This is a genomic window from Burkholderia sp. LA-2-3-30-S1-D2 (assembly GCF_001523915.2).
Taxonomy (GTDB): Bacteria; Pseudomonadota; Gammaproteobacteria; order Burkholderiales; family Burkholderiaceae; genus Burkholderia; species Burkholderia diffusa.
Genome location: NZ_CP013383.1, coordinates 304846 through 331477 on the forward strand (window position 1 = coordinate 304846; position 26632 = coordinate 331477).

The 26632-nt window shown below is 67.2% G+C and carries 23 protein-coding genes; 16 read left to right on the forward strand and 7 right to left on the reverse strand.

Going from position 1 to position 26632, the window contains the following annotated elements:
• Nucleotides 1–31: 31 nt before the first annotated feature.
• Nucleotides 32–1429 carry an MFS transporter gene (locus WS66_RS01425; RefSeq protein WP_059599105.1) on the reverse strand — a complete coding sequence of 466 codons (1398 nt, stop codon included), beginning with the start codon at nucleotides 1427–1429 and terminating at the stop codon, nucleotides 32–34.
• Nucleotides 1430–1674: 245 nt separating this feature from the next.
• Here WS66_RS01425 and WS66_RS01430 point away from each other — a divergent pair, with 245 nt between their 5' ends.
• Both WS66_RS01430 and WS66_RS01435 read left to right on the forward strand, forming a co-directional pair.
• Nucleotides 1675–3252 carry an aldehyde dehydrogenase (NADP(+)) gene (locus tag WS66_RS01430; protein WP_059599106.1) on the forward strand — a complete coding sequence of 526 codons (1578 nt, stop codon included), beginning with the start codon at nucleotides 1675–1677 and terminating at the stop codon, nucleotides 3250–3252.
• 192 nt (nucleotides 3253–3444) lie between these two features.
• Nucleotides 3445–3996, forward strand: a complete 552-nt coding sequence (locus WS66_RS01435; protein WP_059599107.1) for a hypothetical protein — start codon at nucleotides 3445–3447, stop codon at nucleotides 3994–3996.
• 135 nt (nucleotides 3997–4131) lie between these two features.
• On the opposite strand, the gene kdgD is transcribed toward WS66_RS01435, so the two are convergent.
• Complete coding sequence (gene kdgD, locus WS66_RS01440) at nucleotides 4132–5046, reverse strand: 5-dehydro-4-deoxyglucarate dehydratase (RefSeq protein ID WP_059599108.1); 915 nt, start codon at nucleotides 5044–5046, stop codon at nucleotides 4132–4134.
• Between the two features lie 229 nt (nucleotides 5047–5275).
• Here kdgD and garD point away from each other — a divergent pair, with 229 nt between their 5' ends.
• The 4 genes from garD (at nucleotide 5276) to WS66_RS01460 (ending at nucleotide 8599) form a co-directional block, all read left to right on the forward strand.
• Nucleotides 5276–6829 carry a galactarate dehydratase gene (garD, locus tag WS66_RS01445; RefSeq protein ID WP_059599109.1) on the forward strand — a complete coding sequence of 518 codons (1554 nt, stop codon included), beginning with the start codon at nucleotides 5276–5278 and terminating at the stop codon, nucleotides 6827–6829.
• Nucleotides 6830–7010: 181 nt separating this feature from the next.
• Nucleotides 7011–7403 (forward strand): nuclear transport factor 2 family protein, encoded by a 393-nt coding sequence (locus WS66_RS01450; RefSeq protein WP_059599110.1) that lies wholly within the window; start codon nucleotides 7011–7013, stop codon nucleotides 7401–7403.
• Nucleotides 7404–7481: 78 nt separating this feature from the next.
• A complete protein-coding gene (locus WS66_RS01455; protein ID WP_059599111.1) occupies nucleotides 7482–7937 on the forward strand; it encodes an RbsD/FucU family protein in 456 nt (151 codons plus the stop codon).
• 224 nt (nucleotides 7938–8161) lie between these two features.
• Nucleotides 8162–8599 carry a DoxX family protein gene (locus WS66_RS01460; protein WP_059599112.1) on the forward strand — a complete coding sequence of 146 codons (438 nt, stop codon included), beginning with the start codon at nucleotides 8162–8164 and terminating at the stop codon, nucleotides 8597–8599.
• A gap of 129 nt (nucleotides 8600–8728) precedes the next feature.
• Here WS66_RS01460 and WS66_RS01465 read toward each other — a convergent pair whose 3' ends face one another.
• Entirely contained in the window at nucleotides 8729–10039 is a 1311-nt protein-coding gene (locus WS66_RS01465) for an MFS transporter (protein WP_059599113.1), read from the reverse strand.
• Between the two features lie 320 nt (nucleotides 10040–10359).
• The gene (locus WS66_RS01470) at nucleotides 10360–11496 is read right to left on the reverse strand and encodes a branched-chain amino acid ABC transporter substrate-binding protein (RefSeq protein ID WP_059599114.1); all 1137 of its coding nucleotides are present in this window, start codon (nucleotides 11494–11496) and stop codon (nucleotides 10360–10362) included.
• Nucleotides 11497–12164: 668 nt separating this feature from the next.
• Between WS66_RS01470 and WS66_RS01480 the strand changes: the two genes are divergently transcribed.
• Nucleotides 12165–12959 carry an AraC family transcriptional regulator gene (locus WS66_RS01480; protein ID WP_059599116.1) on the forward strand — a complete coding sequence of 265 codons (795 nt, stop codon included), beginning with the start codon at nucleotides 12165–12167 and terminating at the stop codon, nucleotides 12957–12959.
• Between the two features lie 70 nt (nucleotides 12960–13029).
• Here WS66_RS01480 and WS66_RS01485 read toward each other — a convergent pair whose 3' ends face one another.
• Complete coding sequence (locus tag WS66_RS01485) at nucleotides 13030–13293, reverse strand: hypothetical protein (RefSeq protein WP_059599117.1); 264 nt, start codon at nucleotides 13291–13293, stop codon at nucleotides 13030–13032.
• A gap of 297 nt (nucleotides 13294–13590) precedes the next feature.
• Nucleotides 13591–15483 carry a bifunctional sugar phosphate isomerase/epimerase/4-hydroxyphenylpyruvate dioxygenase family protein gene (locus tag WS66_RS01490; RefSeq protein WP_059599118.1) on the reverse strand — a complete coding sequence of 631 codons (1893 nt, stop codon included), beginning with the start codon at nucleotides 15481–15483 and terminating at the stop codon, nucleotides 13591–13593.
• Between the two features lie 257 nt (nucleotides 15484–15740).
• On the opposite strand from WS66_RS01490, the gene aroQ reads away from it, so the two are divergent.
• From aroQ to WS66_RS01505, 3 genes are read left to right on the forward strand one after another with little or no spacing between them, the layout of a single operon-like run.
• Nucleotides 15741–16196, forward strand: coding sequence for a type II 3-dehydroquinate dehydratase (aroQ, locus tag WS66_RS01495; protein WP_059599119.1), 456 nt, complete (start codon nucleotides 15741–15743; stop codon nucleotides 16194–16196).
• Nucleotides 16193–17047 (forward strand): shikimate dehydrogenase, encoded by an 855-nt coding sequence (locus WS66_RS01500; RefSeq protein ID WP_059599120.1) that lies wholly within the window; start codon nucleotides 16193–16195, stop codon nucleotides 17045–17047. Before aroQ ends, WS66_RS01500 begins: the two co-directional genes overlap by 4 nt.
• 40 nt (nucleotides 17048–17087) lie before the next feature.
• Nucleotides 17088–18428 carry an MFS transporter gene (locus WS66_RS01505; protein WP_059599121.1) on the forward strand — a complete coding sequence of 447 codons (1341 nt, stop codon included), beginning with the start codon at nucleotides 17088–17090 and terminating at the stop codon, nucleotides 18426–18428.
• 105 nt (nucleotides 18429–18533) lie between these two features.
• Here the strand turns inward: WS66_RS01505 and WS66_RS01510 are convergent, their stop codons facing one another.
• Complete coding sequence (locus WS66_RS01510) at nucleotides 18534–19643, reverse strand: 2-aminoethylphosphonate--pyruvate transaminase (protein WP_059599122.1); 1110 nt, start codon at nucleotides 19641–19643, stop codon at nucleotides 18534–18536.
• A gap of 256 nt (nucleotides 19644–19899) precedes the next feature.
• Here WS66_RS01510 and phnS point away from each other — a divergent pair, with 256 nt between their 5' ends.
• Genes phnS through phnY form a run of 6 tightly spaced genes read left to right on the forward strand, consistent with a single transcriptional unit; the run spans nucleotide 19900 to nucleotide 26632 of the window.
• The gene (gene phnS / locus WS66_RS01520) at nucleotides 19900–20991 is read left to right on the forward strand and encodes a 2-aminoethylphosphonate ABC transporter substrate-binding protein (RefSeq protein WP_059599123.1); all 1092 of its coding nucleotides are present in this window, start codon (nucleotides 19900–19902) and stop codon (nucleotides 20989–20991) included.
• A gap of 34 nt (nucleotides 20992–21025) precedes the next feature.
• The gene (gene phnT / locus WS66_RS01525) at nucleotides 21026–22129 is read left to right on the forward strand and encodes a 2-aminoethylphosphonate ABC transport system ATP-binding subunit PhnT (protein WP_059599124.1); all 1104 of its coding nucleotides are present in this window, start codon (nucleotides 21026–21028) and stop codon (nucleotides 22127–22129) included.
• Complete coding sequence (phnU, locus tag WS66_RS01530; RefSeq protein ID WP_059599125.1) at nucleotides 22107–23027, forward strand: 2-aminoethylphosphonate ABC transporter permease subunit; 921 nt, start codon at nucleotides 22107–22109, stop codon at nucleotides 23025–23027. The genes phnT and phnU overlap by 23 nt, the downstream gene beginning before the upstream one ends.
• On the forward strand, nucleotides 23017–23877 hold the full coding sequence (gene phnV, locus WS66_RS01535) for a 2-aminoethylphosphonate ABC transport system, membrane component PhnV (RefSeq protein ID WP_059599126.1): 861 nt from the start codon (nucleotides 23017–23019) through the stop codon (nucleotides 23875–23877). Before phnU ends, phnV begins: the two co-directional genes overlap by 11 nt.
• Nucleotides 23874–25181 carry a phosphonoacetate hydrolase gene (gene phnA / locus WS66_RS01540; RefSeq protein ID WP_059599127.1) on the forward strand — a complete coding sequence of 436 codons (1308 nt, stop codon included), beginning with the start codon at nucleotides 23874–23876 and terminating at the stop codon, nucleotides 25179–25181. The genes phnV and phnA overlap by 4 nt, the downstream gene beginning before the upstream one ends.
• The gene (gene phnY, locus WS66_RS01545; protein WP_059599128.1) at nucleotides 25178–26632 is read left to right on the forward strand and encodes a phosphonoacetaldehyde dehydrogenase; all 1455 of its coding nucleotides are present in this window, start codon (nucleotides 25178–25180) and stop codon (nucleotides 26630–26632) included. Before phnA ends, phnY begins: the two co-directional genes overlap by 4 nt.

Here is a 26632-nt window from a genome sequence, read left to right on the forward strand (position 1 = left end):
GCCGTCGTTTTCCCACCATTCCCGCCGAAGGTCACGCGTCGCGATGACGCAGCTCGACGCGCTTGATGTCCTTCACGATCACGAGATAGCTGAGCACCGTGACGAGCGCGTTCAGTCCGACGAACACGAGCGCGCCGTTGAACGAGCCGCTCGCGCCGACCAGGTAGCCGATCGCGATCGGCGCGACGATGCCGGCCGTGTTGCCGAACATGTTGAACAGGCTGCCCGACAGGCCGATTGCTTCCTTCGGCGCGGTGTCCGCGACGACGGCCCAGCCGAGCGAACCGATTCCCTTGCCGAAGAACGACACGGCCATCAGCACGATCACCAGCGCTTCGCTGTCGACGTAATTGCAGCCGATGATCACCATCGACAGCAGCATTCCGCCGACGATCGGGATCTTGCGCGCGAGCGTCAGCGACACGCCGCGGCGGATCAGCATGTCCGACAGTATCCCGCCGAGCACGCCGCCGAGGAACCCGCAGATCGCCGGCAGCGACGTCATGAAGCCGGCCTTCAGCAGCGACATTCCGCGCGCCTGTACGAGGTAGATGGGGAACCACGTCAGGAAGAAATACGTGAGCACGTTCACGCAGTACTGGCCGAGATAGACGCCGAGCAGCATCCGGTTCGACAGCAGCTGGCGCACGTAGTACCAGCCCGCGACGCGGCGGCCTCCGGATGCCGTTCCCGCGCCGGCGCCGCGCGCCCCGGTCGATCGGTCCGTGGTGCGCACGAGGCCGCCGCCTTGCTCGATGTGCTCGAGTTCTGCGCGGTTCACCGCCGGATGGTCGACCGGATCCTTCATCACGCGCAGCCACAGGAACGCGAGCGCGATGCCGGCGAGGCCGAGCCACAGGTACACGTGGTGCCAGCCGTACGCATGCGTGAGCCACGCCATCAGCGGCGAGAAAACCACCGCCGCGAAATATTGCGCGGCATTGAAGATCGCCGACGCCGTGCCGCGCTCGGCGGTCGGGAACCAGCTCGCGACGACCTTCGCGTTCGCGGGAAACGCGGGCGCCTCGGCGATGCCGACCGCGAAGCGCATCACGAACAGCGCGGTCACCGCGAACGCGGCGCTGCCGCCGAGGCCGATCGTGCTTTGCAGCAGCGTGAACGCCGACCACAGGAAGATGCTGGTCGCATACACGCGGCGCGCGCCGAAGCGGTCGAGCAGCCAGCCGCTCGGCAATTGCGCGAGCACGTACGCCCAGCTGAACGCCGAGAAGATGTAGCCCATCGTCACCGGATCGATGCCGAAAGCCTTGCGGATCGGCGTGCCGGTGATCGACAGCGTCGCGCGGTCCGCGTAGTTGAGCGTCGTGACGACGAACAGCATCGCCAGGATCCAGTAGCGCACGGCGGTGCGGCGCGCGGTGCGCGCAAGGTCGATCGGAAGATCGCGAGGAGCGGTTTGATTGGACACTTTAATGTACGTCGTCGTATAACATGGGTGGAAGTTTATGAGGGTTGGTCGCGCTCAGAAACCTCGGGTTTTCCCTCGAGGAGCCATGCAAATTGGTCAAAGTGTGGGCAAAAGCTGAATCAATAAGGGATTCATGCAGGGTGTGGCAAGATCGACGGGCGGCACGATTTATGAAATGCTGTCAGCAGACATCGTATCTGTTGAGCTACAATGAACCATCATTCCCGAAACACGGAGCACACCCCATGCAACTGACTGGAGAGATGCTGATCGGCGCCGAAGCGGTAGCCGGCTCGGCCGGTACCTTGCACGCGTTCGACCCGACGAAGGGCGCACGGATCGATGCGCCGGCCTTCGGCGTCGCGACGCAGGCCGACGTCGAGCGCGCGTGCGAACTCGCACGCGACGCCTTCGATGCGTACCGCGCGCAGCCGCTCGCGGCCCGCGCGGCGTTTCTCGAAGCGATCGCCGACCAGATCGTCGCGCTCGGCGACGCGCTGATCGAGCGCGCACACGCCGAAACGGGGCTGCCCGTCGCGCGGCTGCAGGGCGAGCGCGGCCGCACTGTCGGCCAGCTCCGGCTGTTCGCGCGCGTCGTGCGCGACGGGCGCTTCCTCGCCGCGTCGATCGATCCCGCGCAGCCCGCACGCACGCCGCTGCCGCGTTCGGACCTGCGGCTGCAGAAGGTCGGGCTCGGGCCCGTCGCGGTGTTCGGCGCGAGCAACTTCCCGCTTGCGTTCTCGGTGGCCGGCGGCGATACCGCGTCGGCCCTCGCGGCCGGCTGCCCGGTGATCGTGAAGGCCCATGAGGCGCACCTCGGCACGTCCGAGCTGGTCGGCCGCGCAATTCGCGCCGCGGTGGCGCAATGCGGGATGCCGGCCGGCGTGTTCTCGTTGCTGATCGGCCCCGGCCGTGTGATCGGCGCGGCGCTCGTCAGCCATCCGGCGGTGCAGGCCGTCGGCTTCACCGGGTCGCGGCAGGGCGGCATGGCGCTCGTGCAGCTCGCGAACGCGCGTCCGCAGCCGATTCCTGTCTATGCGGAAATGAGCAGCATCAACCCGGTCGTGCTGTTCCCGGCCGCGCTGGCCGCCCGCGGCGACGCGATCGCGACCGGCTTCGTCGATTCGCTGACGCTCGGCACCGGCCAGTTCTGCACGAACCCGGGCCTCGTGCTGGCGGTCGACGGTCCCGACCTCGATCGCTTCGAGTCCGTCGCCGCGCAGGCGCTCGCGAAGAAGCCGGCCGGCGTGATGCTGACGCGCGGCATCGCCGACGCGTATCGCAATGGCAGCGCCACGCTGGCCGAACTGCCGGGCGTGCGCGAAATCGGCGCGGGCGAGGCGGCGCAGACCGAATGCCAGGCAGGCGGCGCGCTGTACGAAGTCGCCGCGCAGGCGTTCCTGGCCGAGCCGGCGTTCAGCCACGAAGTGTTCGGACCGGCATCGCTGATCGTGCGCTGCCGTGATCTCGACGAAGTCGCACGCGTGCTCGATGCACTCGAGGGCCAGCTGACGGCCACGCTGCAGATGGACGCCGACGACAAGCCGCTCGCGCGCCGCCTGCTGCCGATCCTCGAACGCAAGGCCGGGCGCCTGCTCGTCAACGGCTATCCGACCGGCGTCGAAGTGTGCGACGCGATGGTGCACGGCGGGCCGTTCCCGGCGACGTCGAACCCGGCCGTCACGTCGGTCGGCGCGACCGCGATCGAGCGTTTCCTGCGGCCCGTGTGCTATCAGGATTTCCCGGACGACCTGCTGCCGGAGGGGCTGCAGGAAAGCAATCCGCTCGGCATTCCGCGGCTGCGGGACGGGAAGGCGGAGTGACGGTGCGGCGGCGCGGCGCGAAGCCGGGCCGCATGCTGAAGGAATGAAAGCGGGGGCGGCCGGCTGGCTGCCTCCGCTTTTTTCATGATGGCTTCCGCGTCACCGGAATTTCTCCTACAGTAGCGGGGCCTCGGGCCGCACGGCCCGCAGGCGAGCCTGAGAGACCACAACATTCCAAGCGGGAACCATCCGATGAACATCAGCAAGCGCGGCGACCACCTGTTCGCCGCCGGATTGTGGAAGGCGATCGGCGACGTTGCGCATTCGGTGCGCAGCCGGATCGGCCAGTACAGCGAAGGGCGCGTGCTCGCGAATGCGTTGCTGGAATTCCAGCGCGACCTGGGCGGCAGCGAATTCGACGTGACCATCAACCAGGGGCGGCCCGTTACCGGCTCCGACGCGCATTCGCTCATGTTCGGCCTCGCCGTGCGCCGTTTCCGGCAGGACATGGAAGCGCTGGTGTTCGCGCTCGAGCATCGCCGCGGCATCGACGAACACGACCAGGGCCTGCGCACCGAAGCGCTGATGCAGGCCAACAGCGCGCTTCTGGCCGCGAAGCAGTCGGCAACGATCACGGTCGGCCGGTTCTTCGATGCGGTCGTCGATCGCGACGTGCTGCGGCAGATTCTCGGTGACGAGTCGAACGCACGCGTGCGTGCGGGCGCGCAAGGGCAGATCGAGGCGACCCGGATCAAGCTCGGCAACGTGCGTCACCGGATCATCGGCGTCATCGCGCAGATGTGACCGCGCGCATCGCGGCGGGATGCGTGGCATGGCCGCCGCTGCAAACGACCGCGGCCGGCAGGTGCCGGCCGCGATGCAACACGGGCAACAAACCGGTCGCGGTGCCGTCGAAGACGCCGCGCCGGCCGTACGCGCTTACTGTGGGCCCATCTTCTTGATCAGCACGTCCAGTTCGGCCATTTCGGCGTCGGTGAGGTCGACGAGCGGCGCGCGCACCGGGCCAGCGTCATGGCCGACGAGCTTCGCGCCCGCCTTCACGATGCTGACCGCGTAGCCCGCGCGACGGTTGCGGATCTGCAGGTACGGCAGGAAGAATTCGTCGATCAGGCGGCCGACCGTTGCGTGGTCGTCCTTCGCGATCGCTTCGTAGAACGCCATCGCCGTCTTGGGGATGAAGTTGAACACGGCCGACGAGTACACCGGCACGCCGAGCGCCTTGTACGCGGCTGCGTAGACTTCGGCCGTCGGCAGGCCGCCGAGATACGCGAAGCGGTCGCCGAGGCGGCGGCGGATCGTGACCATGCTCTCGATTTCGCCGACGCCGTCCTTGAAGCCGATCAGGTTCGGGCAGCGATCGGCGAGGCGCTCGAGCATGTCGGCGTTCAGCTTCGAATTCGCGCGGTTGTACACCACGACGCCGATCTTCAGCGCGCGGCACACCTGCTCGACGTGCTCGGCGATGCCTTCCTGGCTGGCTTCGGTCAGGTAGTGCGGCATCAGCAGCACGCCGCTCGCGCCGAGGCGCTCGGCTTCCTGCGCGTATTCGATCGCGACGCGCGTCGCGCCGCCGGCGCCGGCCAGGATCGGCACCTTGCCCTTGCAGGTTTCCGTCGCGACGCGGATCACGTCCGAATACTCGCGCTGCGTGAGCGAGAAGAATTCACCGGTGCCGCCGGCCGCGAACAGCGCGGTCGCGCCATAAGGTGCCAGCCATTCCAGACGCTCGGCATAGGTGGTCGGGCGGAAGCTGCCGTCCGCGTCGAAGTCCGTCAGCGGAAACGACAGCAGGCCGTGGGAGATGATCTGTTTGAGTTCTTGCGGTGAAGTCATGGTTGGGTCGTCCGTCTAGCGCGAGTGCTGGGTTCGTCGGGTACGGCATCCGAGCCATATTGGCGATGTCGTTGTATGTCATCGTACAACGAGGCAAAAGGTGACGCAAGCGATTTGCTGGCGGGCGGGGGTTAGGGTCTTTCCGGATAAGGGTTTACGCAGCATCCCGGTTGGTGTTGAATGTCGTATGATGACTAACGATTTGACTGGTGGCCTTCCAGGAATTCCGATGACTGCTTCCCCGCTTTATATCCGCGTGCACCCCGACGACAACGTCGCGATCGTCGTCAACGACGGCGGCCTGCCCGAGGGCGCGACGTTCGCCGACGGCCTGACCCTGCGCGAAGGCGTGCCGCAAGGGCACAAGGTCGCGCTGGTCGACCTTGCGGCCGGCGACCCGATCGTCCGCTACAACGTCGTGATCGGCTACGCGCTCACCGAGCTGCGCCGCGGCAGCTGGGTCAACGAGCGCACGATGCGCATGCCCGAGCCGCCGGGGCTGGACAACCTGCCGCTCGCCACCCGTGCCGCGCCGCCGCTGGCGCCGCTCGAAGGCTATACGTTCGAGGGCTTCCGCAATCCGGACGGTTCGGTCGGCACGCGCAACATCCTCGCGATCACGACGACCGTGCAGTGCGTGTCGGGCGTCGTCGAGCATGCGGTGAAGCGGATCAAGGACGAACTGCTGCCGCGTTACCCGAATGTCGACGACGTGGTCGGGCTCGAGCACACCTATGGCTGCGGCGTCGCGATCGATGCGCCCGATGCCGACATCCCGATCCGCACGCTGCGCAACATCAGCCTGAACCCGAACTTCGGCGGCGAGGTGATGACGGTGAGCCTCGGCTGCGAGAAGCTGCAGCCCGAGCGCCTGCTGCCACCCGGCGCGATTCCGCTGGCGGCCGATGGCGCGACGGACAACGGCGGCGTGGTGTGCCTGCAGGATGCCGCGCACGTCGGCTTCAACTCGATGATCGACTCGATCATGAAGATGGCCGAATCGCACCTCGAGCGGCTGAACCGCCGCCGTCGCGAGACGTGCCCGGCGTCCGATCTCGTCGTCGGCGTGCAGTGCGGCGGCAGCGATGCATTCTCGGGGCTGACCGCGAACCCGGCGGTCGGCTTCGCGGCCGACCTGCTCGTGCGCGCGGGCGCGACGATCATGTTCTCGGAAGTGACTGAAGTGCGCGATGGTGTCGCGCAGCTCACGTCGCGCGCGGCGAACGAGGACGTCGCCCGCGAGATCATCCGCGAGATGGACTGGTACGACCGCTACCTGCAGCGCGGCCGTGTCGATCGCAGCGCGAACACGACGCCCGGCAACAAGAAGGGCGGCCTGTCGAACATCGTCGAGAAGGCGATGGGTTCGATCGTGAAGTCGGGCAGCGCGCCGATCGCCGGCGTCGTGCGGCCCGGCGATCGGGCGCGGCAGAAGGGGCTGCTGTACGCGGCGACGCCCGCGAGCGATTTCATCTGCGGCACGCTGCAGCTCGCGGCGGGGATGAACCTGCACGTGTTCACGACCGGCCGCGGCACGCCATACGGCCTCGCGCAGGTGCCGGTGATCAAGGTCGCGACGCGCAGCGATCTCGCGCGCCGCTGGCACGACCTGATGGATCTCGACGCGGGGCAGATCGCGACCGGCGCGGCCTCGATCGAGGACGTGGGCTGGGAGCTGTTCCGGCTGATGCTCGATGTCGCGAGCGGCAAGCGCCGCACCTGGGCCGAGCAATGGAAGCTCGCGAATGCGCTGACGCTGTTCAACCCGGCGCCGGTGACCTGACACGCGCGGTTGCGATGGCAGACGATGCGGGCGCCTTCGAGCGCCCGTTCTTGATTGCGGCGGCGCGATTTCCTTACCTCGAACGTAATCGACCGCCCATGCGAGGCCGGTGACGATGGCGGCACGCGAACACGAAACGTCCGCGGCGCTGTCCTTCCTTCATCCAGACTAGGAGCCTCGCATGAACACCGCCCAAACCGTCCAGTCCGCTCACGCCGACCTGATCGACCGCTATTTCGACGCCTGGAACGAGCCCGACGTCGCACGCCGGCGCGCGCTGATCGATGCGACCTACGCGAGCGACGCGGCCTATCGCGATCCGCTGATGGCCGGCGACGGCCACGCGGGCATCGACACGATGATCGCCGCGGTGCAGGCGCGCTTCCCCGCGTTCCGGTTCCGCCGCACGACCGACGTCGACGGCTTCGGCCAGCACCTGCGCTTCTCGTGGGCGCTCGTGTCGCCCGACGGCGCGGCGATCGTGAAGGGTTCGGATTTCGGCACCGTCGATGCGTCGGGCCGCCTGAAGTCGGTCACGGGTTTCATCGACGAAATGCCGGCCGCGGTATCGTGACGTGAGCGATGCACGCCCGGTGGCCGCCGGGATCGGGTAACTTATGCAATTCGTTCCCGATCCCGGAGATTTGCCCACATGCTGAAGAATCTCGATCCTCTGCTGCACGCCGACATCCTGCACACGCTGCGCGCGATGGGCCACGGAGATGAAGTGGCGATTTGCGATGCGAATTTTCCCGCGGAGTCCGTCGCCGAGCACACGGTGGTCGGCCGCGCGCTGCGCATCGACGGCGCCGACTCGGCGCGCGTCGCGCGCGCGGTGCTGTCCGTGCTGCCGCTCGACACGTTCGTCGATACGCCCGCATGGCGGATGGAAGTGGTCGGCGACCCCGCCGCGGTGCCGCCCGTGCAGCGTGAAGTGCAGGCCGAAATCGATCGCGCGGAAGGGCGCGCCGTGACGCTCGCGGGCGTCGATCGATTCGCGTTCTACGAGCGCGCGCAACAGGCGTACGCGGTGATCGTCACCGGCGAGCTGCGCGGCTACGGCTGCTTCCTGTTCAAGAAAGGCGTGCTGTTGAGCGATGCCGGTTAGGGCCTGTTCCCTTTATTCGCGGCGGCGGCCGGGCGTCGTTCTTCATGGCGCGTCATGCTTGCGTCGCCGCCGCAGCGTAAAGATTTGCTACAACCTTTTTCTTGGACACCGCGAAAAGACCCTCTATGCTGGCCCATTTGCCGCGGGCCCGACAGGGCCGCGCGGCGCCGAACCGCACGGGCACACCCCGCGCGGACGACCGAACTGCATACGAGGAGAGAGGCATGACGCGTTCCGTCGATTCCGGCGTCATTTTTTTCGCGCGCCTGGCGCTGGCGGCGTTGTTCTTGTGGGGCGGCGTGATGAAGCTGCTCGGCTACAGCGATTTCATCGGTTATCTGCATGGGCTGAACGTGCCCTATCCGCAGGTGATGGGCCCGGTCGTCGTCACGATCGAAGCACTCGGCGGCCTGCTGCTGATCGTCGGCTACAAGGTGAAGCCGCTCGCGTTGCTGATGGCGTTCTATACGATCGCGACCGCGATGGTGGGCCACAATTTCTGGGATGCAACGGACGCCGCGGTCCAGCACGAAATGGTGATCCACTTCTGGAAGAACGTCGCGATCGCCGGCGGGTTCCTGCTGCTGTTCGTGACCGGTGCGGGCGGCGCGAGCGTCGACGCACTGCGCCGGCCGAGTTCGTCGTACGGCGCGCTGCGCTGAGTCGAGCCGGGCTGAACGGCGCGACGCACACACGTCGCGCGCCGCGCTGAACCAAAACAAAAGGGCCGAATTCCGCACGCCGCGGGATTCGGCCCTTTGTTCATCCGGCCGACGCGTGCGCGCCGGCGTTCAGCGTGCGTCCTTCAGGTCCTTCGCATCCTTCGAGAACTGCACGGCGATCGCGCCGAGCACGCAGATCGTCGCGACGTACACGACCGGCGCGAGCGGGTTCGACTTCATCATCAGCGACACGATCACCGGCGTCAGGCCGCCGAAGATCGCATACGCGACGTTGTACGAGAACGAGATGCCCGAGAAGCGCACGACCGCGGGGAAGCTCTTGACCATCACGAACGGCACCGCACCGATCGTGCCGACCGTGAAGCCGGCAATTCCGTAGTACAGCGGCAGTGTCGACGCGTCGGCCGCGACCTGCGCGAACAGCAGGTAGTAGCACGCGGCCAGCACGAGGCCGCCGATGCCGAGCACGCGCTTCGCGCCGATCCAGCCCGCGAGCGAGCCGGCGGTGATGCAGCCGGCCGTCAGGCACAGCGTCGCGACGCTGTTCGCGAACAGCGTGGTCGCGGGCGTCAGGTGAAACTGCTTCTGCAGCAGCGCGGGTGTCATCAGGATCACGACGACGATCGCCGCCGACAGCATCCACGTGAGCAGCATCGACACGATCACCGCGCGGCCGTGGTCGCGCAGCACGGCCTTCAGCGGAATCTCGGCCGCGAGCGCCTTCTTCGCCTTCATCTCGGCGAACACCGGCGTCTCGTGCAGCCAGCGGCGCAGGTAGACGGAGAACAGGCCGAACACGCCGCCGAGCAGGAACGGAATGCGCCAGGCGAATGCGGTGACTTCGGCGCCCGAGTAACGGCTGTTGATGCCGGCGGCGACCAGCGAGCCGAGCAGGATGCCGGCCGTGAGGCCCGCGGTCAGCGTGCCGCACGCATAGCCGATGTGGCGCGACGGCACGTGCTCCGACACGAATACCCATGCGCCCGGCACTTCGCCGCCGACCGCCGCGCCTTGCAGCACGCGGAACAGCAGCAGCAACACCGGCGCGAGGATGCCGACCGAGTCGTAGGTCGGCAGCAGGCCCATGAGCAGCGTCGGCACCGACATCATCAGCACGCTCAGCGTGAACATCCGCTTGCGGCCGAACAGGTCGCCGAAGTGCGCCATGATCACGCCGCCCAGCGGGCGCGCGAGATAACCGGCCGCGAAGATGCCGAACGTCTGCAGCTGGCGCAGCCAGTCGGGAATGTCGTGCGGGAAGAACAGCTGTCCGATCGCGGGTGCGAAGAACACGAAGATGATGAAGTCGTAGAACTCGAGGGCGCCGCCGAGTGCGGCAAGGCCAAGAGTTTTATAGTCGCTGCGCGTGAGCGCGCGTTCGGCGGCGCGAGGCACGCCGCTCAATTCGGAAGCTTGCATGGTCAGGACGATCGGTTTTCGAATGTTGTTGTCGGTGCTGCGTCTCCAGAACCCGCTATCGGCATGGACTGGCAAGGCGCGGCTTGCGTCGTCGAGCGTGTGCCGAGCGCCGGATGGGGCACGCGACACGCACCGTCGCACCGGGATGGGGCACGACGCAGACGAAGCGTCAAAGCGGGTGGGGGGATTCTACAGGAGCGCGAAATGCGCGCGCGCGGTGCCGCGCCGAGGAATGCTTCGGACTTCGTCGAACCGAAACGCACGCGGCGCGGCAGGCGGGTGAACCGCATGCCGCGCCGCACGTGACAGGGACTGCGCGATCAGTTGCCGGCGATCGTATCGACCGGCTTGAACGCGCCGTGCTCGACCTTGTAGATCGTCACCGGCGCATCCTTCAGGTCGCCCTTCGCGTCGTATGCGATGCTCGGCGCCGACACGCCCTTGATCGACACCTTGCCGAGATACGGCGTATAGACCTTCGGGTCGGTCGAGTTCGCGTTCTTCATCGCGGTGAGCAGCGCGATCGTGCCGTCGTACGAGTAGGGCGAATAGGTGATGACGTCTTCATTGAAGCGTGCCTTGTAGCGCGATGCGTAGCCGGCGAAGCCCGGCATCTTTTCCTTCGGCAGCCCGCCCATGTAGACGATCGCGCCTTCGGCCGCGTCGCCGCCGACCTTCAGGAACGTCGGCGAGCGCGACATCTCGCCGGTCACGAAGGCGGACTTCATCCCGAGCTGGCGCATCTTGCGGATCATCGGCGAAGACTGCGCGTCGCCGCCGCCGTAGAAGATCGCGTCGGGGTTGAGGCCCTTCAGGTTGGTCAGGATCGCCGAGAAGTCGAGCGCCTTGTCGTTCGTGAAGTCGCGCTTGACGATCGTGCCGCCCGCGGCCTGCACGGCCTTCGCGAATTCGTCGGCGATGCCCTGGCCGTACGCCGTGCGGTCGTCGATGATCGCGATGCGCTTGAAGCGCAGCGTCTTCACCGCGTACGTGCCGACGATGCGGCCGGCCTGCGCGTCGCTCGTCAGCAACCGGTAGGTCGTCTTGTAGCCGCGCGCCGTGTACTGCGGCGACGTCGCCATCGAGATTTGCGGCAGCCCCGCGCGATCGTACAGGTCGGATGCCGGAATGCTCGTGCCCGAGTTGAAGTGGCCGATGACGCCGCGGACGTTGTCGTCGATCAGCCGCTGCGCGACCGTCGTGCCGGTGCGCGGGTCGGCCTGGTCGTCCTGCGAGTCGAGCTGGAACGTGACCGGCTGTCCACCGATCGTCGGATGCGTCGCGTTGAAATCGGCGATCGCGAGTTGCACGCCCTTCTGCATGTCCGTGCCGTAGTTCGACTGCGGCCCCGTCAGCGGTGCGGCGAAACCGATCTTGACGACGTCGGCGGCGATGGCGTGTGCGCCCGACAGTGCGCAGGCAGCGGCCAGCGCGACGTGCGATACCTTCAGCTTCACTTTCACTTCCCCTTGATGGCGTGGTTGGGCCGCCGCCGGCCAGCGGGCCGGTGCGGTAAACCGGGCGAGACGTATCGGTCTGCAGGCCTTTGCGACAGCCGTGCGGGGTGTGCCATGCGCCGCGCGGGTTATGCCGGAATCGGCGTGCGTGGTGTTGGCGGGATGTCGTCTCGTAACCGTTGATCGAAGTCTAGATAGCGAAAATGCGCGCGTCTTGCGCGTTCGGTGCGCGACCGGCGACGATTTCGGCATATCGTCGATAACCCTGATATATGCCGAAATCGTCATGTAGAACGCGCAATCGCGCCAAGACGTGACGCGCCGGCATTTTTAGGATGGCGGGTCCGGCGCAGGTTGCCTCGGCGTCAGTTGGGTGCATCGATATCGCCGACGTTGCCGACCGATGCCCGGCGCCACGCAGCGGGCCGATGCGAATTCGACGCCGCCCGGCAAGCGCGCGGCGCAGTGGTTGCGCGCACAACAGCACGGCGTACGATGCGCCGACGCATGTGGCCACCCGATCGTCGCCAATCGTCGCCGATCGGCGGCGCGTTGCGCGGACCGCCGTTTACCGAGCCGCCCGATCGCTTGCCCGAGATCGCCACGACGTGTTCTCGGGCGCGCTCCTATAATCGACGCCATCAGCCACTCCCTTCGCAGATGCCGGGATGACGACCTTCCTTGCCGCACCGCCCATGAGCCTGTCCGACACGCTGCGCTACCAGCCCGACAACGCCGATCTCGGCGCGATGCTCGCGCACTTCCGCCTGCTCGAGCCGGTGTTCGACGCGCTGCCCGACGTTGCATTCTTCGTGAAGGACGCGAACGGCCGCTACGCGCTCGTCAACCGCACGCTGGCGATGCGCTGCGGCTACAAGGACAAGCGCGACCTGCTCGGCAAGACGACCGACGAAGTGTTTCCGCGCCGCTTCGGCCGGACCTATTTCGAGCAGGACATGGCGACGATCACCGCCGGCCAGCAGCTGATGGACCAGCTCGAGCTGCATCTGTATCCGGGCCGCCAGCCGGGCTGGTGCCTGACCTGCAAGGAGCCGCTGCGCGACGCGGCCGGCAAGGTGGTCGGTCTCGCGGGCATCTCGCGCGACCTGAAGGCGCACGAGGGGTCGCATCCGGCGTACAGCAAGCTCGCCGACGTGGTGCAGCACATCCAGGATCACTACGTGCAGCCGCTGAACCTGAAGCAGCTAGCGCAGATGGCCGGGATGTCGGTCGCGCAGCTCGAACGCTACTTCCACAAGGTGTTTCACCTGACACCGCGCCAGGTGCTGCTGAAAACGCGGCTCGACGCGGCCACGGCGCTGCTCGTCACGCACGACAAGGTGACCGACGTCGCGGCGCTATGCGGTTATACGGATCACAGCGCGTTCACGCGCCAGTTCAAGGCGACGGTCGGCATGACGCCGACGGAATATCGGCTGATGCTGCAGGATCGGGAAGGGTGAAGTGTCGCGCCAGGCGGGCCGGCGGGTCTGAAGGATCGGGGCGATGCGGGGAAGCGGTGAAAACCGTGGCTCAGCGGTAGCCGAGCCCTTTCAGGACGGCCGTGCCGTCTTCGGTCAGCCGGAAGCTGGGGGCCGTATCGGGGTCGAGCCTGACCATCTCGACGAGACCGGCTTCCTGCAGCGCAGGCAATTCGGCTTTGGCGTTCGCGCCGATCGGCGCATGCAGCAGCACGAGCAACGTCGCGATTTCGTGATGACTGAGCAGGCGGCGCAGCATCGTCTTCTTTGCAGGGGGCGCGGCCGGGCGGCCCGCGGGTGCTTCTACGGCGCTCATCGCTGTCCTCCTTTTCGAGATAACCATCGGGTACTGGTTGCGGATGGTGCCGTCGAAGACTTAAGCGATTCTTAAAACCGCGGTGGCCGAGCGGATGCTGCAGTGCAGCGTGCGTTACGGGATGTAACCCCAGCCGGGCGGCCGCTTCCGGCCCCGTTTCCGGCCCCGAGCGGCCTGCCTTGCCGGGCGGGGCACCGCCGAGGCATTCACCACGACGGTGCGTCCGCGCGACGCACGTCGCGGGGTCGTCGTGGTTTTCTCGTTCGATTCGCCCCTGCGCGAAATTTGCTTGCTCCCTTATTTCCTGCGCTGGGCCTGCGCGGCGAGCCGCACGGCCGCGTTGGCCGCGCCGTAGCCGTCGTAGCCGCCGCGCCGCTCGACGATTTCGAGCGAGAAGCGGTTGTCGACCAGTTCCGTATACGCATGCAGGAATTCGCCGCCGTTTTCGTCGCGGTCGTACAGCAGATGGTGAGCGCTCAGCGTGTCGATCAGCTCGTCCGGCAGCGCGTAGCGCGCGGCGAGATCGTCGTAATAGTTCGGCGGGATCCGCAGGAACGGCACGCCGTCGGCCGCGAACGTGGCGACCGTCTGCACGATGTCGTCGGTCCGGAACGCGACGTGGTTCAGCCCCGTGCCGTGATAGCGTTCGAGCGATTCGGCGACGGCCGTATGGCGGTCGACCGACGCATTCAGCGCGATCCGCACCGAGCCGTCGGCGCTGCGCACCGCGCGGCTGCGCATCAGGCCGTACGGATCGGGCACGAGCCAGCTGCGCTCGGCCTCGAAGCCGAAGGCGGTCTTGAAGAACAGGATCCACGTATCGAGCGCGTCGGCCGGCAGCGCGAGGCAGACGTGATCGATGCCCGTCAGCGGGCCGACCTCGGTCGGGCCGTCGATGTCGGTCAGCACGAAATCCGACTCATACAGCGTTGGCGCGTTCGGCGTCTCGTCGACGAAGTATTCGAGGCTGCCGTCCGGCGCCTGCACGCCCGGCAGCACGCGCTCGTTCGGGCCGACGCGCCCGGAAAACGGCGCGTAGCCGAAGCCGGCCGCGCGTTCGAATGCCACTTTCGCATCGTCGACGCGGAATGCCGACGCGCACAGCGACAACCCGTGCTGCTGGAAGAACGCGTCGGCGAACGAGTCGCGCTCGGCGTTCAGCACGATCGACGCGGCGCCGTGCTGGAACAGCGTCACGTCCTTCGATCGATGACGGCCCGCGAGCCGGAACCGCATCCGGCCGAGCCATTCGCCGACGGTGGCCGCCGCCTGCGCGTCGACCGCGAATTCAATGAACTGGAACCCGACGTGCGCGGGCGGCGCCGGCGGCGCGAACAGTGGCTGGCCGGCGGCGGGCGCGTGGCCGTCCTGTGCGAGCCGCGCGCGCGTCAGCTCTTCCAGATAAAGCAGCGAGCGGTGGCCGTCGGCGGCCGTGATCGCGGTCGGCGCAGCGCGGAAGCCGTCGTTGAAGATCTCGAGCGACAGCGGCCCCGTATAACCGGACTCGATCACGCGGGCCGTGAAGCGCGCGAGGTCGAAGTCGCCCTGACCGGGGAACGAGCGGAAGTGGCGGCTCCATTCGATCACGTCCATCGCGAGCTTCGGCGCGTCGGCGATCTGCACGAACGCGATCCGGTCGCCGGGGATGTCGGCGATCGCGTCCGGCGAATCGTCGAGCGACAGCGTATGGAAGCTGTCGAGCGCGAGGCCGAGATGCGGGCTGTTCACCGCGTTCACGAGCTGCCATGCGTGGCTGTACCGGTTCACGACGCGGCCCCACGCGAGCGCCTCGTACGCGGCGACCACGCCGGCCTGCCGCGCGGCTTCGGCGAGCGCGCCGAGCTGGTCGACCAGCAAAGCATCGTCCGCGATCGTGTCGGGCGACACGTTGCTGCACACCAGGATGCGGTCGGTGCCGAGCGCGTGCATCACGTCGAACTTGCGGCGGATGCGGTCGAGATTGCGGGCGAGCTGGGCCGGGCTCACGCCCTCGAAGTCGCGAAACGGCTGGAACAGCACGATGTCGAGGCCGAGATCGGTGGCCATGCGCCGCACGTCGGCGGGCGATCCGTCGAAGTAGACGAGGTCGTTCTCGAAGATTTCGACGCCGTCGAAGCCGGCGGCCTGGATGGCGGCGAGCTTCTCGGCGAGCGTGCCGGACAGTGACACGGTGGCGATCGAGCGCTGCATGGGCGAATCCTGCGGATGAGCGGGGCGTGGCGTCGGCCGGATCGGGCCGGAATGAACCAGTCGTTGAATTACCTGCGGGCGCCACATCCCGAATTTACTATGGGAATATGGGGAATTATACAAACTAACTAGATGGTACAAATTAGCGAAAACCCGAAAAGACATTGCGCTTGCGCAAGCGCACACTAGCGCCAAATCTTGACGTCAAGGGGCGCAGTCGGCTAGCGATTCGCCCCTGTTTTAGGAGCAGAAACACCATGAGCAAGCACAAGGTGCTGGTACTGAACGGCCCGAACCTGAATCTGCTGGGGACCCGCGAGCCCCATATCTACGGCGCGGAAACCCTTGCCGACATCGAGCAGCGTTGCCGCACGGCGGCTGAAGGGCTCGGGCTGGAGATCGACTTCCGCCAGTCGAACGCCGAGCACCAGCTGATCGACTGGCTGCATGCCGCGCGTCACGATACGCACGGCATCGTGATCAACCCGGCCGCGTATACGCACACGTCGGTCGCGCTGGCCGACGCGTTGTCCGCGATCGCGAAACCCGTGATCGAGGTGCATATCTCGAACGTGCATCGTCGCGAGGCATTCCGTCACCACTCGTATGTGTCGGCGGTGGCCGAAGCCGTGATCTGCGGCTGCGGCACCGAAGGCTACGTATTCGCGCTGCAGCGCCTGTCGACCCTTTTTGCGCAGGGAGCCGCACGATGAGCCGCCCGTCTTTTCTGATCGGCCTGATCGGCCAGGGCATCGGCGGTTCGCTGTCGCCCGCGATGCATGAGGAAGAAGGCTTCCGCCAGGGTTTCGGCTACGTGTACCGGCGCATCGATCTCGACGTCCTCGGCGTGACCGCCGACGCGCTGCCGGAACTGCTCGATGCCGCGCAGCGCATGGGCTACAACGGGCTCAACATCACGCATCCGTGCAAGCAGCGCGTGATCGAGCACCTCGACTCGCTGTCGGACGACGCGCGCGCGCTCGGCGCGGTGAACACCGTGCTGTTCAAGGACGGCAAGCGGATCGGCCACAACACCGACTGGTCGGGTTTCGCGAAGTCGTTCCGCCGCGGGTTGCCCGACGTGTCGCTCGAGCGTGTCGTGCAGCTGGGCGCGGGCGGCGCGGGTGCGGCCGTCGCGCATGCTGCGCTGCAGATGGGCGCCGCCGAACTGACGATCTTCGACGTCGACGGCACGCGTGCCGCCACGCTCGCGGGCGAACTGCAGCAGCGCTTCCCGGCCGCCCGGGTTACACCGGGCAGCGATCTCGCGGCCGCGATGCATGTCGCGACTGGCCTGATCCACGCCACGCCGACCGGCATGACCAAGCATCCGGGCCTGCCGCTGCCGGCCGAGTTGCTCCGCGCGGGAATGTGGGTTGCCGACATCGTGTATTTCCCGCTCGAAACCGAACTGATCCGCGCCGCGCGCGCGGCCGGCTGCGCGACGCTGCCGGGTGGCGGGATGGCCGTGTACCAGGCCGTCGATGCGTTCGAGATCTTCACCGGACGCACGCCGGACGACGAGCGAATGTTCGAACACTTTCAGTCGCTCGTCGCGCGCTGACCTTTTACCGACTAGCTGAAAAAGAGACCAGGAGACGACCATGCAGCACACCACCCACACGAACGCCGCACCCGCGGCGGCCGGCACGGTCCGGCGGACCTCGGCGCGCTACAAGATCCTCGCGCTGCTCGCGCTCGGCACGATGATCAACTATCTCGACCGTACCGTGCTGGGGGTGGCTGCGCCGCAGCTCACCAAGGAGCTTGGCATCAACGCGGCGGTGATGGGCATCATGTTCTCGGCATTCTCGTGGACGTACGTCGCGATGCAGGTGCCCGGCGGGCTGTTCCTCGACCGCTTCGGCAGCAAGATCACCTATTACTGGTCCATGACGCTGTGGTCGCTGTGCACGTTGCTGCAGGGCTTCGTGCCCGGTATCGGGACGTTGCTCGCATGCCGGCTCGGTCTCGGCGTGACGGAAGCGCCGTGTTTCCCGACCAACAGCCGGGTCGTCGCGACGTGGTTCCCGCAGAACGAGCGCGCGATGGCGACCGGCACCTACACCGTGGGCGAGTACATCGGTCTCGCGTTCTTCAGCCCCGTGCTGTTCGCGCTGATGGGTGCGTTCGGCTGGCGCTCGCTGTTCTGGGTCGTCGGCACGATCGGCATCGTGTTTGGTCTGGTCTGGTGGAAGTTCTATCACGAGCCGCGCAACCATCCGGCCGCCAATTCGGAAGAACTCGCGTACATCGAAGCGGGCGGCGGTCTCGTGCACGGCGCGCGCAAGGATGGGGACAAGAGCGGCAAGCCCGCACAGGCCAAGTTCAGCTGGTCGATGGCCGGCCGGCTGCTGAAGAAGCGTCAGCTCGCGGGTATCTGCCTCGGCCAGTTCGCCGGCAACTCGACGCTCGTGTTCTTCCTGACCTGGTTCCCGACCTATCTCGCGACCGAGCGCCATATGGGCTGGCTGAAGATCGGCTTCTTCGCGGTGATGCCGTTCATCGCCGCGTCGGTCGGTGTGATGTTCGGCGGGATCTTCTCCGACTGGCTGCTGCGCCGCGGCAAGTCCGCGAACCTCGCGCGCAAGCTGCCGATCATCGCGGGCCTGCTGCTCGCGTCGACGATCATTCTCGCGAACTACGTGAAGAGCAACGAAGCCGTGATCGCGATCATGTCGGTCGCATTCTTCGCGCAGGGGATGGCGGCGCTCGGCTGGACGCTCGTGTCCGACATCGCGCCGGACGGCCTGCTGGGCGTGACCGGCGGCATCTTCAACTTCGCGGCGAACCTCGCCGGCATCATCACGCCGCTCGTCGTCGGCTTCATCGTCGCATCGACCGGATCGTTCGTCGGCGCACTCGTGTTCATCGGCGTGATCGCGCTGATCGGTGCGCTGTCGTATATCTTCGTCGTCGGCGACATCAAGCGGATCGAACTGTAAGTACCGGCTCCACGCACACTCGGTGCGTTCGCCCGGCGACCTGTGGGTCGCCGGGCTTTTTTGTTTCTGCCGTCCCTGCTTGCGGGCCGGGGCATGCGTCAGCGCTCACGCGCGCTGCACGGCAATCCCGAGCGATTCGACCGCCTGCGCGATCGCCGCGACCGCACGCCGGATGTCGCCGGCACCGATCGCGCCGATGCAGCCGACGCGGAACGTCTCGAGTTGCGTCAGTTTGCCCGGATACAGGATGAAGCCCGCGTCGCGCACTGCATCGTAGAAGCGGCGGAAATCGTAAGCCGGATGGTCGGGCGCATGGAACGTGACGATCACCGGCGCCTGCACGCTTGCGTCGAGGAACGGCGTGAAGCCGAGCGCGCGCATCGATTCGATCAAGGTCTGGCAGTTCTCCGCATAGCGCGCACCGCGCACCGGCTGGCCGCCTTCGGTCAGGTACTGGTCGAGCGCGGCGCGCAGCGCGGCGATCACGTGGGTCGGCGGCGTGAAGCGCCACTGGCCCGTCTTGCGCAGGTATGCGTGCTGATCATGCAAGTCGAGCGCGAGCGACGGCGAGTTGCCTTCGCTCGCGTCGAGTACATCGCGCCGCACGATCGCGAACCCCATCCCCGGCACGCCTTCCAGGCATTTCCCGCTTGCCGAGATCAGCGCGTCGATTCCGCTGTCCGCCAGCGCGATCGGCAACGCGCCGAATGAACTCATCGCGTCGACGATCAGCCGCTTGCCGTGCCGTCGGCACGCGGCCGCGATCGCGTCGAGCGGATTCAGGATGCCGGCGCTCGTTTCCAGGTGCACCAGCGCGACGTGCGTGATGCGTGGCTCGCGCGCGAACGCGGCTTCGATCGCCGCCGGGTCGACCGCGGCGTCCTCATCGAACGGCAGCGCGATCGCCGCGATGCCGAGCCGGCCGAGGATCTTCAGGATGCGCGCGCAATACGCGCCGTTGTCCGGCACCAGCACGACGCCGTCGCGCGGCACGAGCGTGCCCAGCGCGGCCTCGACCGAAAACGTGCCGCTGCCTTGCATCGGCACGCACACGTATTCGTTGCCGCCGCGCGCGATCGCGACGAGATCCGCGCAGACACTGGCCGTCAATTGATTGAAAGCGGCGTCCCACGAGCCCCAGTCATGTTGCATTGCGTGGCGTGTTGTGGCGGACGTGGTGAGCGGACCGGGCGTGAGCAGAATCGGGTCGGGCATGGCTTTTTCTCCAGCAAAGGTCGGGCGAAACGCCGGGGCGGCATTTCCGGGTGACTTGCATGATATTGGCAAAATGTGTCATTTTTTGGAAATTGTGGCACTCGTCACGGCGTTGTCATCGAACGCTGTGATCCTTCGGTTGCCGCGCGAGACCACCCGCAGCGCGGCAGCGAGGCAGGCCGGTTGTCGGTCTGTCCGACTGAAAGGAGCCGGATCGTGCCCCGGCCGTTTGGTGTTCCGCCTACGGAGAAGTGAGATGACACTGCAGAATTCCTCGCGCGCCGCTGCCGGCGCGTTCCGCAAGCTCGCGCTGGCCGCCTGCGCCGCCGGTCTGCTGCAAGGCGCCGCGATGCCCGCACATGCGGCAAACGCGGTCGTGCTGTATACGGCGGACGGTCTCGAGAATCTCTATCGCGATGTGCTGCCGGCCTTCGAGAAGAAGGAAGGCGTCAAAGTCAACATCGTGACGGCGGGCAGCGGCGAGGTCGTTAACCGCGCGAACATCGAGAAGAATTCCCCGAAGGCCGACGTGATCGTCACGCTGCCGCCGTTCATTCAGCAAGCCGGCCAGATGGGCCTGCTGCAGCCGTACCAGAGCGTGAACTACAAGAACGTGCCGGCGATCGCAAAGGCCGAGGACGGCACGTGGGCGACGTTCGTGAACAACTACTTCTCGTTCGCGATCAACCCGGACGTCGTGAAGAACCAGCCGAAGACGTTCGCCGACCTGCTGTCGCCGGCCTACGCGGGCAAGGTCGCGTACTCGAACCCGGCCACGGCCGGCGACGGGATGGCCGTGCTGATCCTGACGACCTCGCTGATGGGCGAGGACAAGGCGTTCGACTACCTGGCGAAGCTGTCGCAGAGCGTGAAGTTCCACACGAAGGGCACGGGCTACCTGAACGTGCTGCTGTCGCGCAACGAGATCAGCGTCGCGAACGGCGACCTGCAGATGGACCTCGACGACGCCGAACACGGGGCGCTGTCCGTCAAGCCGATCTTCCTGTCCGCGAAGGACGGCGACCAGCCGACCACGTTCCAGCTGCCGTACGGCATCGGCCTGATCAAGAGCGGCCCGAACCAGGACGCCGGCAAGAAGCTGATCGACTACCTGATGTCGACGGAAGTGCAGTCGAAGGTGCCGGACATGTACGGCATCCCGGGCCGCACCGACGTGCCGCTGGCCGGCAAGAACGGCGAAGCGGTCAAGAAGGCGATCGCGGGCGTGAAGCTGATCCCGGTCGACTGGACCCAGGTGATGGCGAAGAAGCCGGTGTGGATCGAGCGCTGGAAGAAGGACGTGATCGGCAGCTCGGGCAAGCAGCTCGACGTCGTCAAGCCGAAGTGATCGGCACACGCCGCCTGTATTAGCGAGCAAGAGGATGAACCCGGTGGAAACCACCCTGACCCATCCCGGCGCATTCGGCGCCGCCGAACCGCACGCCACGCTGCGGTCCGGCGCGCCGGGCGGTGTGCAGATCGAACACCTGAGCGTGCGCTATGGCGCACGCACTGTGCTGGAAGATCTGTCGCTGTCGATCGGCGCCGGTGAATTTCTGACCGTGCTCGGCAAGAGCGGCTGCGGCAAGACCACGCTGCTGCGCTTCATCGCCGGGTTCGTGAAGGCCGACGGCCTGACCGGCACGCTGACCGTGGCCGGACGCGACCTGACCCATGCGCCGCCGCACAAGCGCAATCTCGGTCTGTTGTTCCAGAATTACGCGCTGTTCCCGCACCTGTCGGTGTTCGAGAACGTCGCATTCGGGCTGCGCGCCCGCGGGATGGCCTCGTCCGAAGTGACGCGTCGCGTCGCCGACGCGCTGAAGCTCGTGCAGCTCGGCGATGCGGGCCACCACCTGCCCGCGCAACTGTCGGGCGGGATGCAGCAGCGCGTTGCGCTGGCCCGCGCGCTCGTGATCGAGCCGGACGTGCTGCTGCTTGACGAACCGCTGTCGGCGCTCGACGCCAACCTGCGCGCGTCGGTGCGCAGCGAGCTGAAGGCGCTGCACGAGCGCCTGCCGAACCTGACCGTCGTCTGCGTGACGCACGACCGCGACGACGCGCTCGTGCTGTCCGACCGCGCGCTGCTGATGCGCGACGGCCGCATCGCGCAGCTCGGCACGCCGCAACAACTGTACGACGCGCCGCAGGACGGCTACGTCGCGCGCTATCTCGGCCCGGCGAACCTGCTGCCGCCGCACGTGATCTTTCCGCTCGGCGATCCGCGTCACGAAGTGCGCGACAAGGTCGCGTGCGTGCGCCCCGAGCGCCTGACCGTGATGCCGCTCGCGGCGGGCGGCCTGCACGGCACGGTGTCTTCCGTCGAATGGCAGGGCGCGGACCTGTCGATCGCGGTCGTGATCGACGCGGCGCCCGACGAACCCGTGCGCGTCACGATGCAACGCGGCCGCGGCGCGGCCCCCGAGCGCGGGGCGCGCGTTTCCCTGCATTGCGAGGCAGACGATGTCGTCCTTATCGAGCCCTGAAGCCGGCCTGCCGCCGCATGTGCTCGCGTCGGCCGCCGCGCATGCCGCTGCCGCGCGGCGCCGCAAGCGCATGGGCGACCTGCACCTCGCCGTGCTCGCGATCGTCGTGCTCGGCCCGCTCGTCGTCTATCCGCTGGTGCGGCTCGTGCTGCTGAGCGTATCGGGCGATCACGGGCTGAGCTTTGCCGCGTACCGGACGTTCTTCGGCAACCCCGATACGCGCAACGTGCTGCTGACGACGCTCGGCGTGCTGTTCGCGAGTGCCGGCACCGCATCGGTGCTCGGCGTGCTGCTGGCCGCGCTGCTGTTCTTCAAGCCGTTTCCGGGCGCGTCGCTCGTCACGCGCTTCCTGGAACTGTACGTCGCGTTCCCGTCGTTCCTCGTCGCGTTCACGCTGATCTTCCTGTACGGCTCGCAAGGCTCGATCAGCATCGCGCTGCAGCACCTGTTCCATCTCGAGAGTCCGCCGCTCGATTTCCTGTTCGGCATCGGCGGCGTGATTCTCGCGCAGACCGTGTTCTATACGCCGTTCGTCGTGCGGCCGACGCTCGCGTCGTTCGCGACGCTCGACCTGCGCCTGATCGAAGCCGCGCGCAGCCTCGGCGCGTCGGGCTGGATGCTTGCACGTCGCGTCGTGCTGCCGATCGCGTGGCCGGGCATCGCCGCCGGCACCGTGCTGTGCTTCCTGCTGACGCTGAACGAATTCGGGATTCTGCTCGTGCTCGGCAGCGCGCGGCTCGTGACGCTGCCGGTCGCAATCTACAGCAGCGCGACCGTCGACCTCGACCTGCCGACCGCGTCGGCCGGCGCGGTCGTGATGCTCGCGCTGTCGCTGGCGCTTTACGCGGTTTATCGCCGGGTAAACCGGCGTGCGACGGGAGGGAACGATGTCCGCTGAATTCCGTATCGGGCAAGCCGTGCCGCGCCATCAGATCGGCTGGGGCGACACGCTGCTCAAGCATGCGTCGCGCGCGGCGCTCGCGCTGGCCGCGTTCGCGTGCTTCTGGCTGTTCGTGCTGCCGGTCATCGTGGTTGCACTGTCGAGCGTGTCGACGCAGTGGTCGGGCACGATCCTGCCGGCCGGCTACAGCCTGCGCTGGTTCGAGCGGCTCGGATCGCCGGAATACGACGCGCTGCTGACGAGCCTCGAGATCGGCTTCGGCGTGTCGGCGATCGGCACGATCCTCGGGCTGTGGCTTGCACTCGTGCTCGAAGGGCGCGACCGGCGCGGCCTCGGCGCTGTTGTCGATGCGCTCGTGATGGTGCCGAATGGCGTGCCGAGCGTTGTGCTCGGGCTCGCGGTGCTGATCGCGTATCACCAGAAGCCGCTCGACCTGTCGAGTTCCGCCGCGATCGTCGTGCTCGTGCAGCTCGCGCTGATTCTGCCGTTCTGCTATCGCTGCGCGGCCGCCGCGCTGCGCCCGGAGCTGACCGTGCTGCGCGAAGCCGCGGCGAGCCTCGGTGCGCCGCCCGCGATGGTGCTGCGCCGTGTGCTGCTGCCGCAACTGGTGCCGGCGCTGCGCGCGAGCCTCGCGCTCGGCTTCGCGTTGTCGCTCGGCGAGCTCGGCGCGACGCTGACCGTCTACCCGCCGGGTTTCGCGACCGTGCCGATCGTCGTGATCGGCCAGGTCGAGCGTGGTTATTACCTTCCGGCATCTGCGCTGTCGCTGCTGATGCTCGGCGCGTCGCTCGCGGCGCTGCTGCTGATCGCCGCGCGTGTGCCGCGCGGCAAGCGGGCGGCATCATGAACGCCGCGTTTGCATTGCGCCATCCGGGTGAAGCGTCGGCGAACGGCGCATCGCCGGATCTCGCGGGACGCTCCGTCGACGTCAACGGCCGGCGCTACCGGCTGCCGGTCGAGCCGACCGTGGTCGTCTGTGTCGACGGCTGCGAGTACGACTATCTCGAACGTGCGGTGGAAGCGGGCGTTGCGCCGTTCATCGGCCGGATGATCGCGGAAGGCACGGCGTGGCGCGCCGATTGCGTCGTGCCGACCTTCACCAACCCGAACAACCTGTCGATCGTCTGCGGCGCGCCGCCGTCGGTCCACGGGATCTGCGGCAACTATTTCTGGGATCCGGCCGCCGACGGCGGGCGCGGCGCCGAAGTGATGATGAACGACCCGGCCTATCTGCGTGCCGGCACGCTGCTCGCGGCGGCGTCCGACGCCGGCGCGCGGGTGGCCGTCGTGACGGCGAAGGACAAGCTGCGCCGGTTGCTAGGCTGGCAGATGAACGGCATCTGCTTTTCCGCGGAGAAGGCCGCGCAGGCGAATCTCGCGGAAAACGGCATCGTCGACGTACTCGACTGGGTTGGCCTGCCGTCGCCGGATGTCTATAGCGCGGCGCTTTCCGAATTCGTGTTCGCGGCCGGCGTGCGGCTTGCGCAGACGCGGCAGGTCGACCTGATGTACCTGTCGACCACCGATTACGTGCAGCACAAGTGCGAGCCGGGCAGTGCCGGCGCAAACGCGTTCTACGCAATGATGGACGGCTATCTCGCGGAGCTCGACGCGCTCGGCTGGGCAATCGGGCTCACGGCCGACCACGGGATGAACGCGAAGCACGATCCCGCAACCGGTCGCCCGAATGTGATCTATCTGCAGGATGCGTTCGACGGCTGGTACGGCGCGCAGGCCGCGCGCGTGATCCTGCCGATCACCGATCCGTACGTCGTGCACCACGGCGCGCTTGGCTCGTTCGCGACCGTCTACCTGGCACCCGGCGTCGACCGGACCGAAGCGATGTGGCGCGTCGGCGGGATCGACGGCGTCGAGCTCGTGCTCGACAACGCGGAAGCCGCCGCGCGCTTCGAATTGCCGGCCGACCGGATCGGCGATCTCGTCGTGATCGGTCGGCGGGACATGACGCTCGGCACGCGCGAGCGCGAACACGACCTGTCCGGCCTGACCGTGCCGCTGCGTTCGCACGGCGGCGTGTCCGAGCAGGAAGTGCCGTTGCTGTTCAACCGTCGGATCGAGCGGGGCGATCCTGCACGTCGTCCGCGCAATTTCGACGTCTTCGATTTCGTGCTGAACCGGGTCGTGTCATGATGGCTCATCCCCGACAGGATCACCTCGCCTTTCGCGCCGAGGCGCTGCGCTGGTGCGGCACGCGTGCGACGCGGGATCGAGTTCTCGACGTTACCGATCCGTACACCGGCATGCGTGTCGGCACGGTGCCGCTGGCGAGCGTCGACGACGTGCGGGCCGCGTTCGACTACGCGATGGCGTACCGGCCTGCGCTCACGCGTTACGAGCGTTCGCAGATTCTCGAACGCGCGGCGGCGCTGCTGCGCGAACGTACCGAGGAAGCATCCGACCTGATCACGCTCGAATCGGGGCTGTCGAAACAGGATTCGCGCTACGAGATCGGCCGCGTTGCCGACGTGCTGAAGTTCGCGTCGGTCGAGGCGTTGCGCGACGACGCGCAAAGTTTCTCCTGCGACCTGACGCCCCACGGCAAGGCGCGCCGCGTGTTTTCGCAGCGACAGCCGCTCGACGGCGTAATCGTCGCGATCACGCCGTTCAATCATCCGATGAATCAGATCGCGCACAAGATCGCGCCGGCGATCGCGACCAACAACCGCGTGATCGTGAAGCCGTCGGAGAAGGTGCCGCTGTCGGCGTTCTATCTGGCGGACCTGCTCTACGAGGCCGGCCTGCCCGAGCCGATGCTGCAGGTGCTGACCGGCGACCCGCGCGAAATCGCGGACGAGCTCGTCACGCATCCGCAGGCATCGCTGATTACCTTCACGGGCGGCGTGTCGATCGGCAAGGCGATCGCTGCGCGGGCCGGCTACCGGCGCATCGTGCTGGAGCTCGGCGGCAACGATCCGCTGATCGTCCTTGACGATGCCGATCTGGAGCGTGCCGCATCGCTGGCCGTGCTCGGCTCGTACCGGAATTCGGGGCAGCGCTGCACGGCCGTCAAGCGGATCCTGGTACAGCGCTCGATCGCGCCGGCATTCACCGAGTTGCTCGTCGAGAAGACGCGTGCATGGAAATATGGCGATCCATTCGATCCCGCGAATGAAATGGGCACGGTGATCGACGGCGCGGCCGCGCGGCTGTTCGAGGCGCGGGTCCGCGAGGCGGTCGCACAGGGTGCGCGCTTGCTGATCGGGAACGTGCGTCGGGGGGCGCTCTATTCGCCGACCGTGCTCGACAACGTCGATCCGTCGATGACGATCGTGCGCGAGGAGACCTTCGGCCCCGTATCGCCCGTCATCGCGTTCGACACGATCGACGACGCGATCCGGATCAGCAACGGGACGGCATTCGGGCTGTCGTCGGGTGTCTGTACGGACAGCACGGCGGCCGTCGTGCGCTTCGTGAACGAGCTGAACGTCGGGACCGTGAATGTATGGGAAGTGCCCGGATACCGGATCGAGCTTTCTCCGTTCGGCGGGATCAAGGATTCGGGGCTCGGTTACAAGGAAGGCGTTCAGGAGGCGATGAAGAGCTTCACGAACCTGAAGACGTTTTCGCTGCCTTGGGAGTGA

Bases quoted from the DNA above. Each gene is read 5' to 3' on its own strand.
- phnS (WP_059599123.1), top strand. From the start codon at position 19,900: ATGACACTGCAGAATTCCTCGCGCGCCGCTGCCGGCGCGTTCCGCAAG.
- WS66_RS01455 (WP_059599111.1), top strand. From the start codon at position 7,482: ATGCTGAAGAATCTCGATCCTCTGCTGCACGCCGACATCCTGCACACG.
- WS66_RS01500 (WP_059599120.1), top strand. From the start codon at position 16,193: ATGAGCCGCCCGTCTTTTCTGATCGGCCTGATCGGCCAGGGCATCGGC.
- garD (WP_059599109.1), top strand. From the start codon at position 5,276: ATGACTGCTTCCCCGCTTTATATCCGCGTGCACCCCGACGACAACGTC.
- WS66_RS01490 (WP_059599118.1), bottom strand. From the start codon at position 15,483: ATGCAGCGCTCGATCGCCACCGTGTCACTGTCCGGCACGCTCGCCGAG.
- phnV (WP_059599126.1), top strand. From the start codon at position 23,017: ATGTCCGCTGAATTCCGTATCGGGCAAGCCGTGCCGCGCCATCAGATC.
- WS66_RS01505 (WP_059599121.1), top strand. From the start codon at position 17,088: ATGCAGCACACCACCCACACGAACGCCGCACCCGCGGCGGCCGGCACG.
- WS66_RS01460 (WP_059599112.1), top strand. From the start codon at position 8,162: ATGACGCGTTCCGTCGATTCCGGCGTCATTTTTTTCGCGCGCCTGGCG.
- phnA (WP_059599127.1), top strand. From the start codon at position 23,874: ATGAACGCCGCGTTTGCATTGCGCCATCCGGGTGAAGCGTCGGCGAAC.
- phnU (WP_059599125.1), top strand. From the start codon at position 22,107: ATGTCGTCCTTATCGAGCCCTGAAGCCGGCCTGCCGCCGCATGTGCTC.
- WS66_RS01480 (WP_059599116.1), top strand. From the start codon at position 12,165: ATGACGACCTTCCTTGCCGCACCGCCCATGAGCCTGTCCGACACGCTG.
- WS66_RS01435 (WP_059599107.1), top strand. From the start codon at position 3,445: ATGAACATCAGCAAGCGCGGCGACCACCTGTTCGCCGCCGGATTGTGG.
- WS66_RS01485 (WP_059599117.1), bottom strand. From the start codon at position 13,293: ATGAGCGCCGTAGAAGCACCCGCGGGCCGCCCGGCCGCGCCCCCTGCA.
- phnY (WP_059599128.1), top strand. From the start codon at position 25,178: ATGATGGCTCATCCCCGACAGGATCACCTCGCCTTTCGCGCCGAGGCG.
- WS66_RS01465 (WP_059599113.1), bottom strand. From the start codon at position 10,039: ATGCAAGCTTCCGAATTGAGCGGCGTGCCTCGCGCCGCCGAACGCGCG.
- WS66_RS01510 (WP_059599122.1), bottom strand. From the start codon at position 19,643: ATGCCCGACCCGATTCTGCTCACGCCCGGTCCGCTCACCACGTCCGCC.
- kdgD (WP_059599108.1), bottom strand. From the start codon at position 5,046: ATGACTTCACCGCAAGAACTCAAACAGATCATCTCCCACGGCCTGCTG.
- aroQ (WP_059599119.1), top strand. From the start codon at position 15,741: ATGAGCAAGCACAAGGTGCTGGTACTGAACGGCCCGAACCTGAATCTG.
- WS66_RS01430 (WP_059599106.1), top strand. From the start codon at position 1,675: ATGCAACTGACTGGAGAGATGCTGATCGGCGCCGAAGCGGTAGCCGGC.
- WS66_RS01450 (WP_059599110.1), top strand. From the start codon at position 7,011: ATGAACACCGCCCAAACCGTCCAGTCCGCTCACGCCGACCTGATCGAC.
- phnT (WP_059599124.1), top strand. From the start codon at position 21,026: ATGAACCCGGTGGAAACCACCCTGACCCATCCCGGCGCATTCGGCGCC.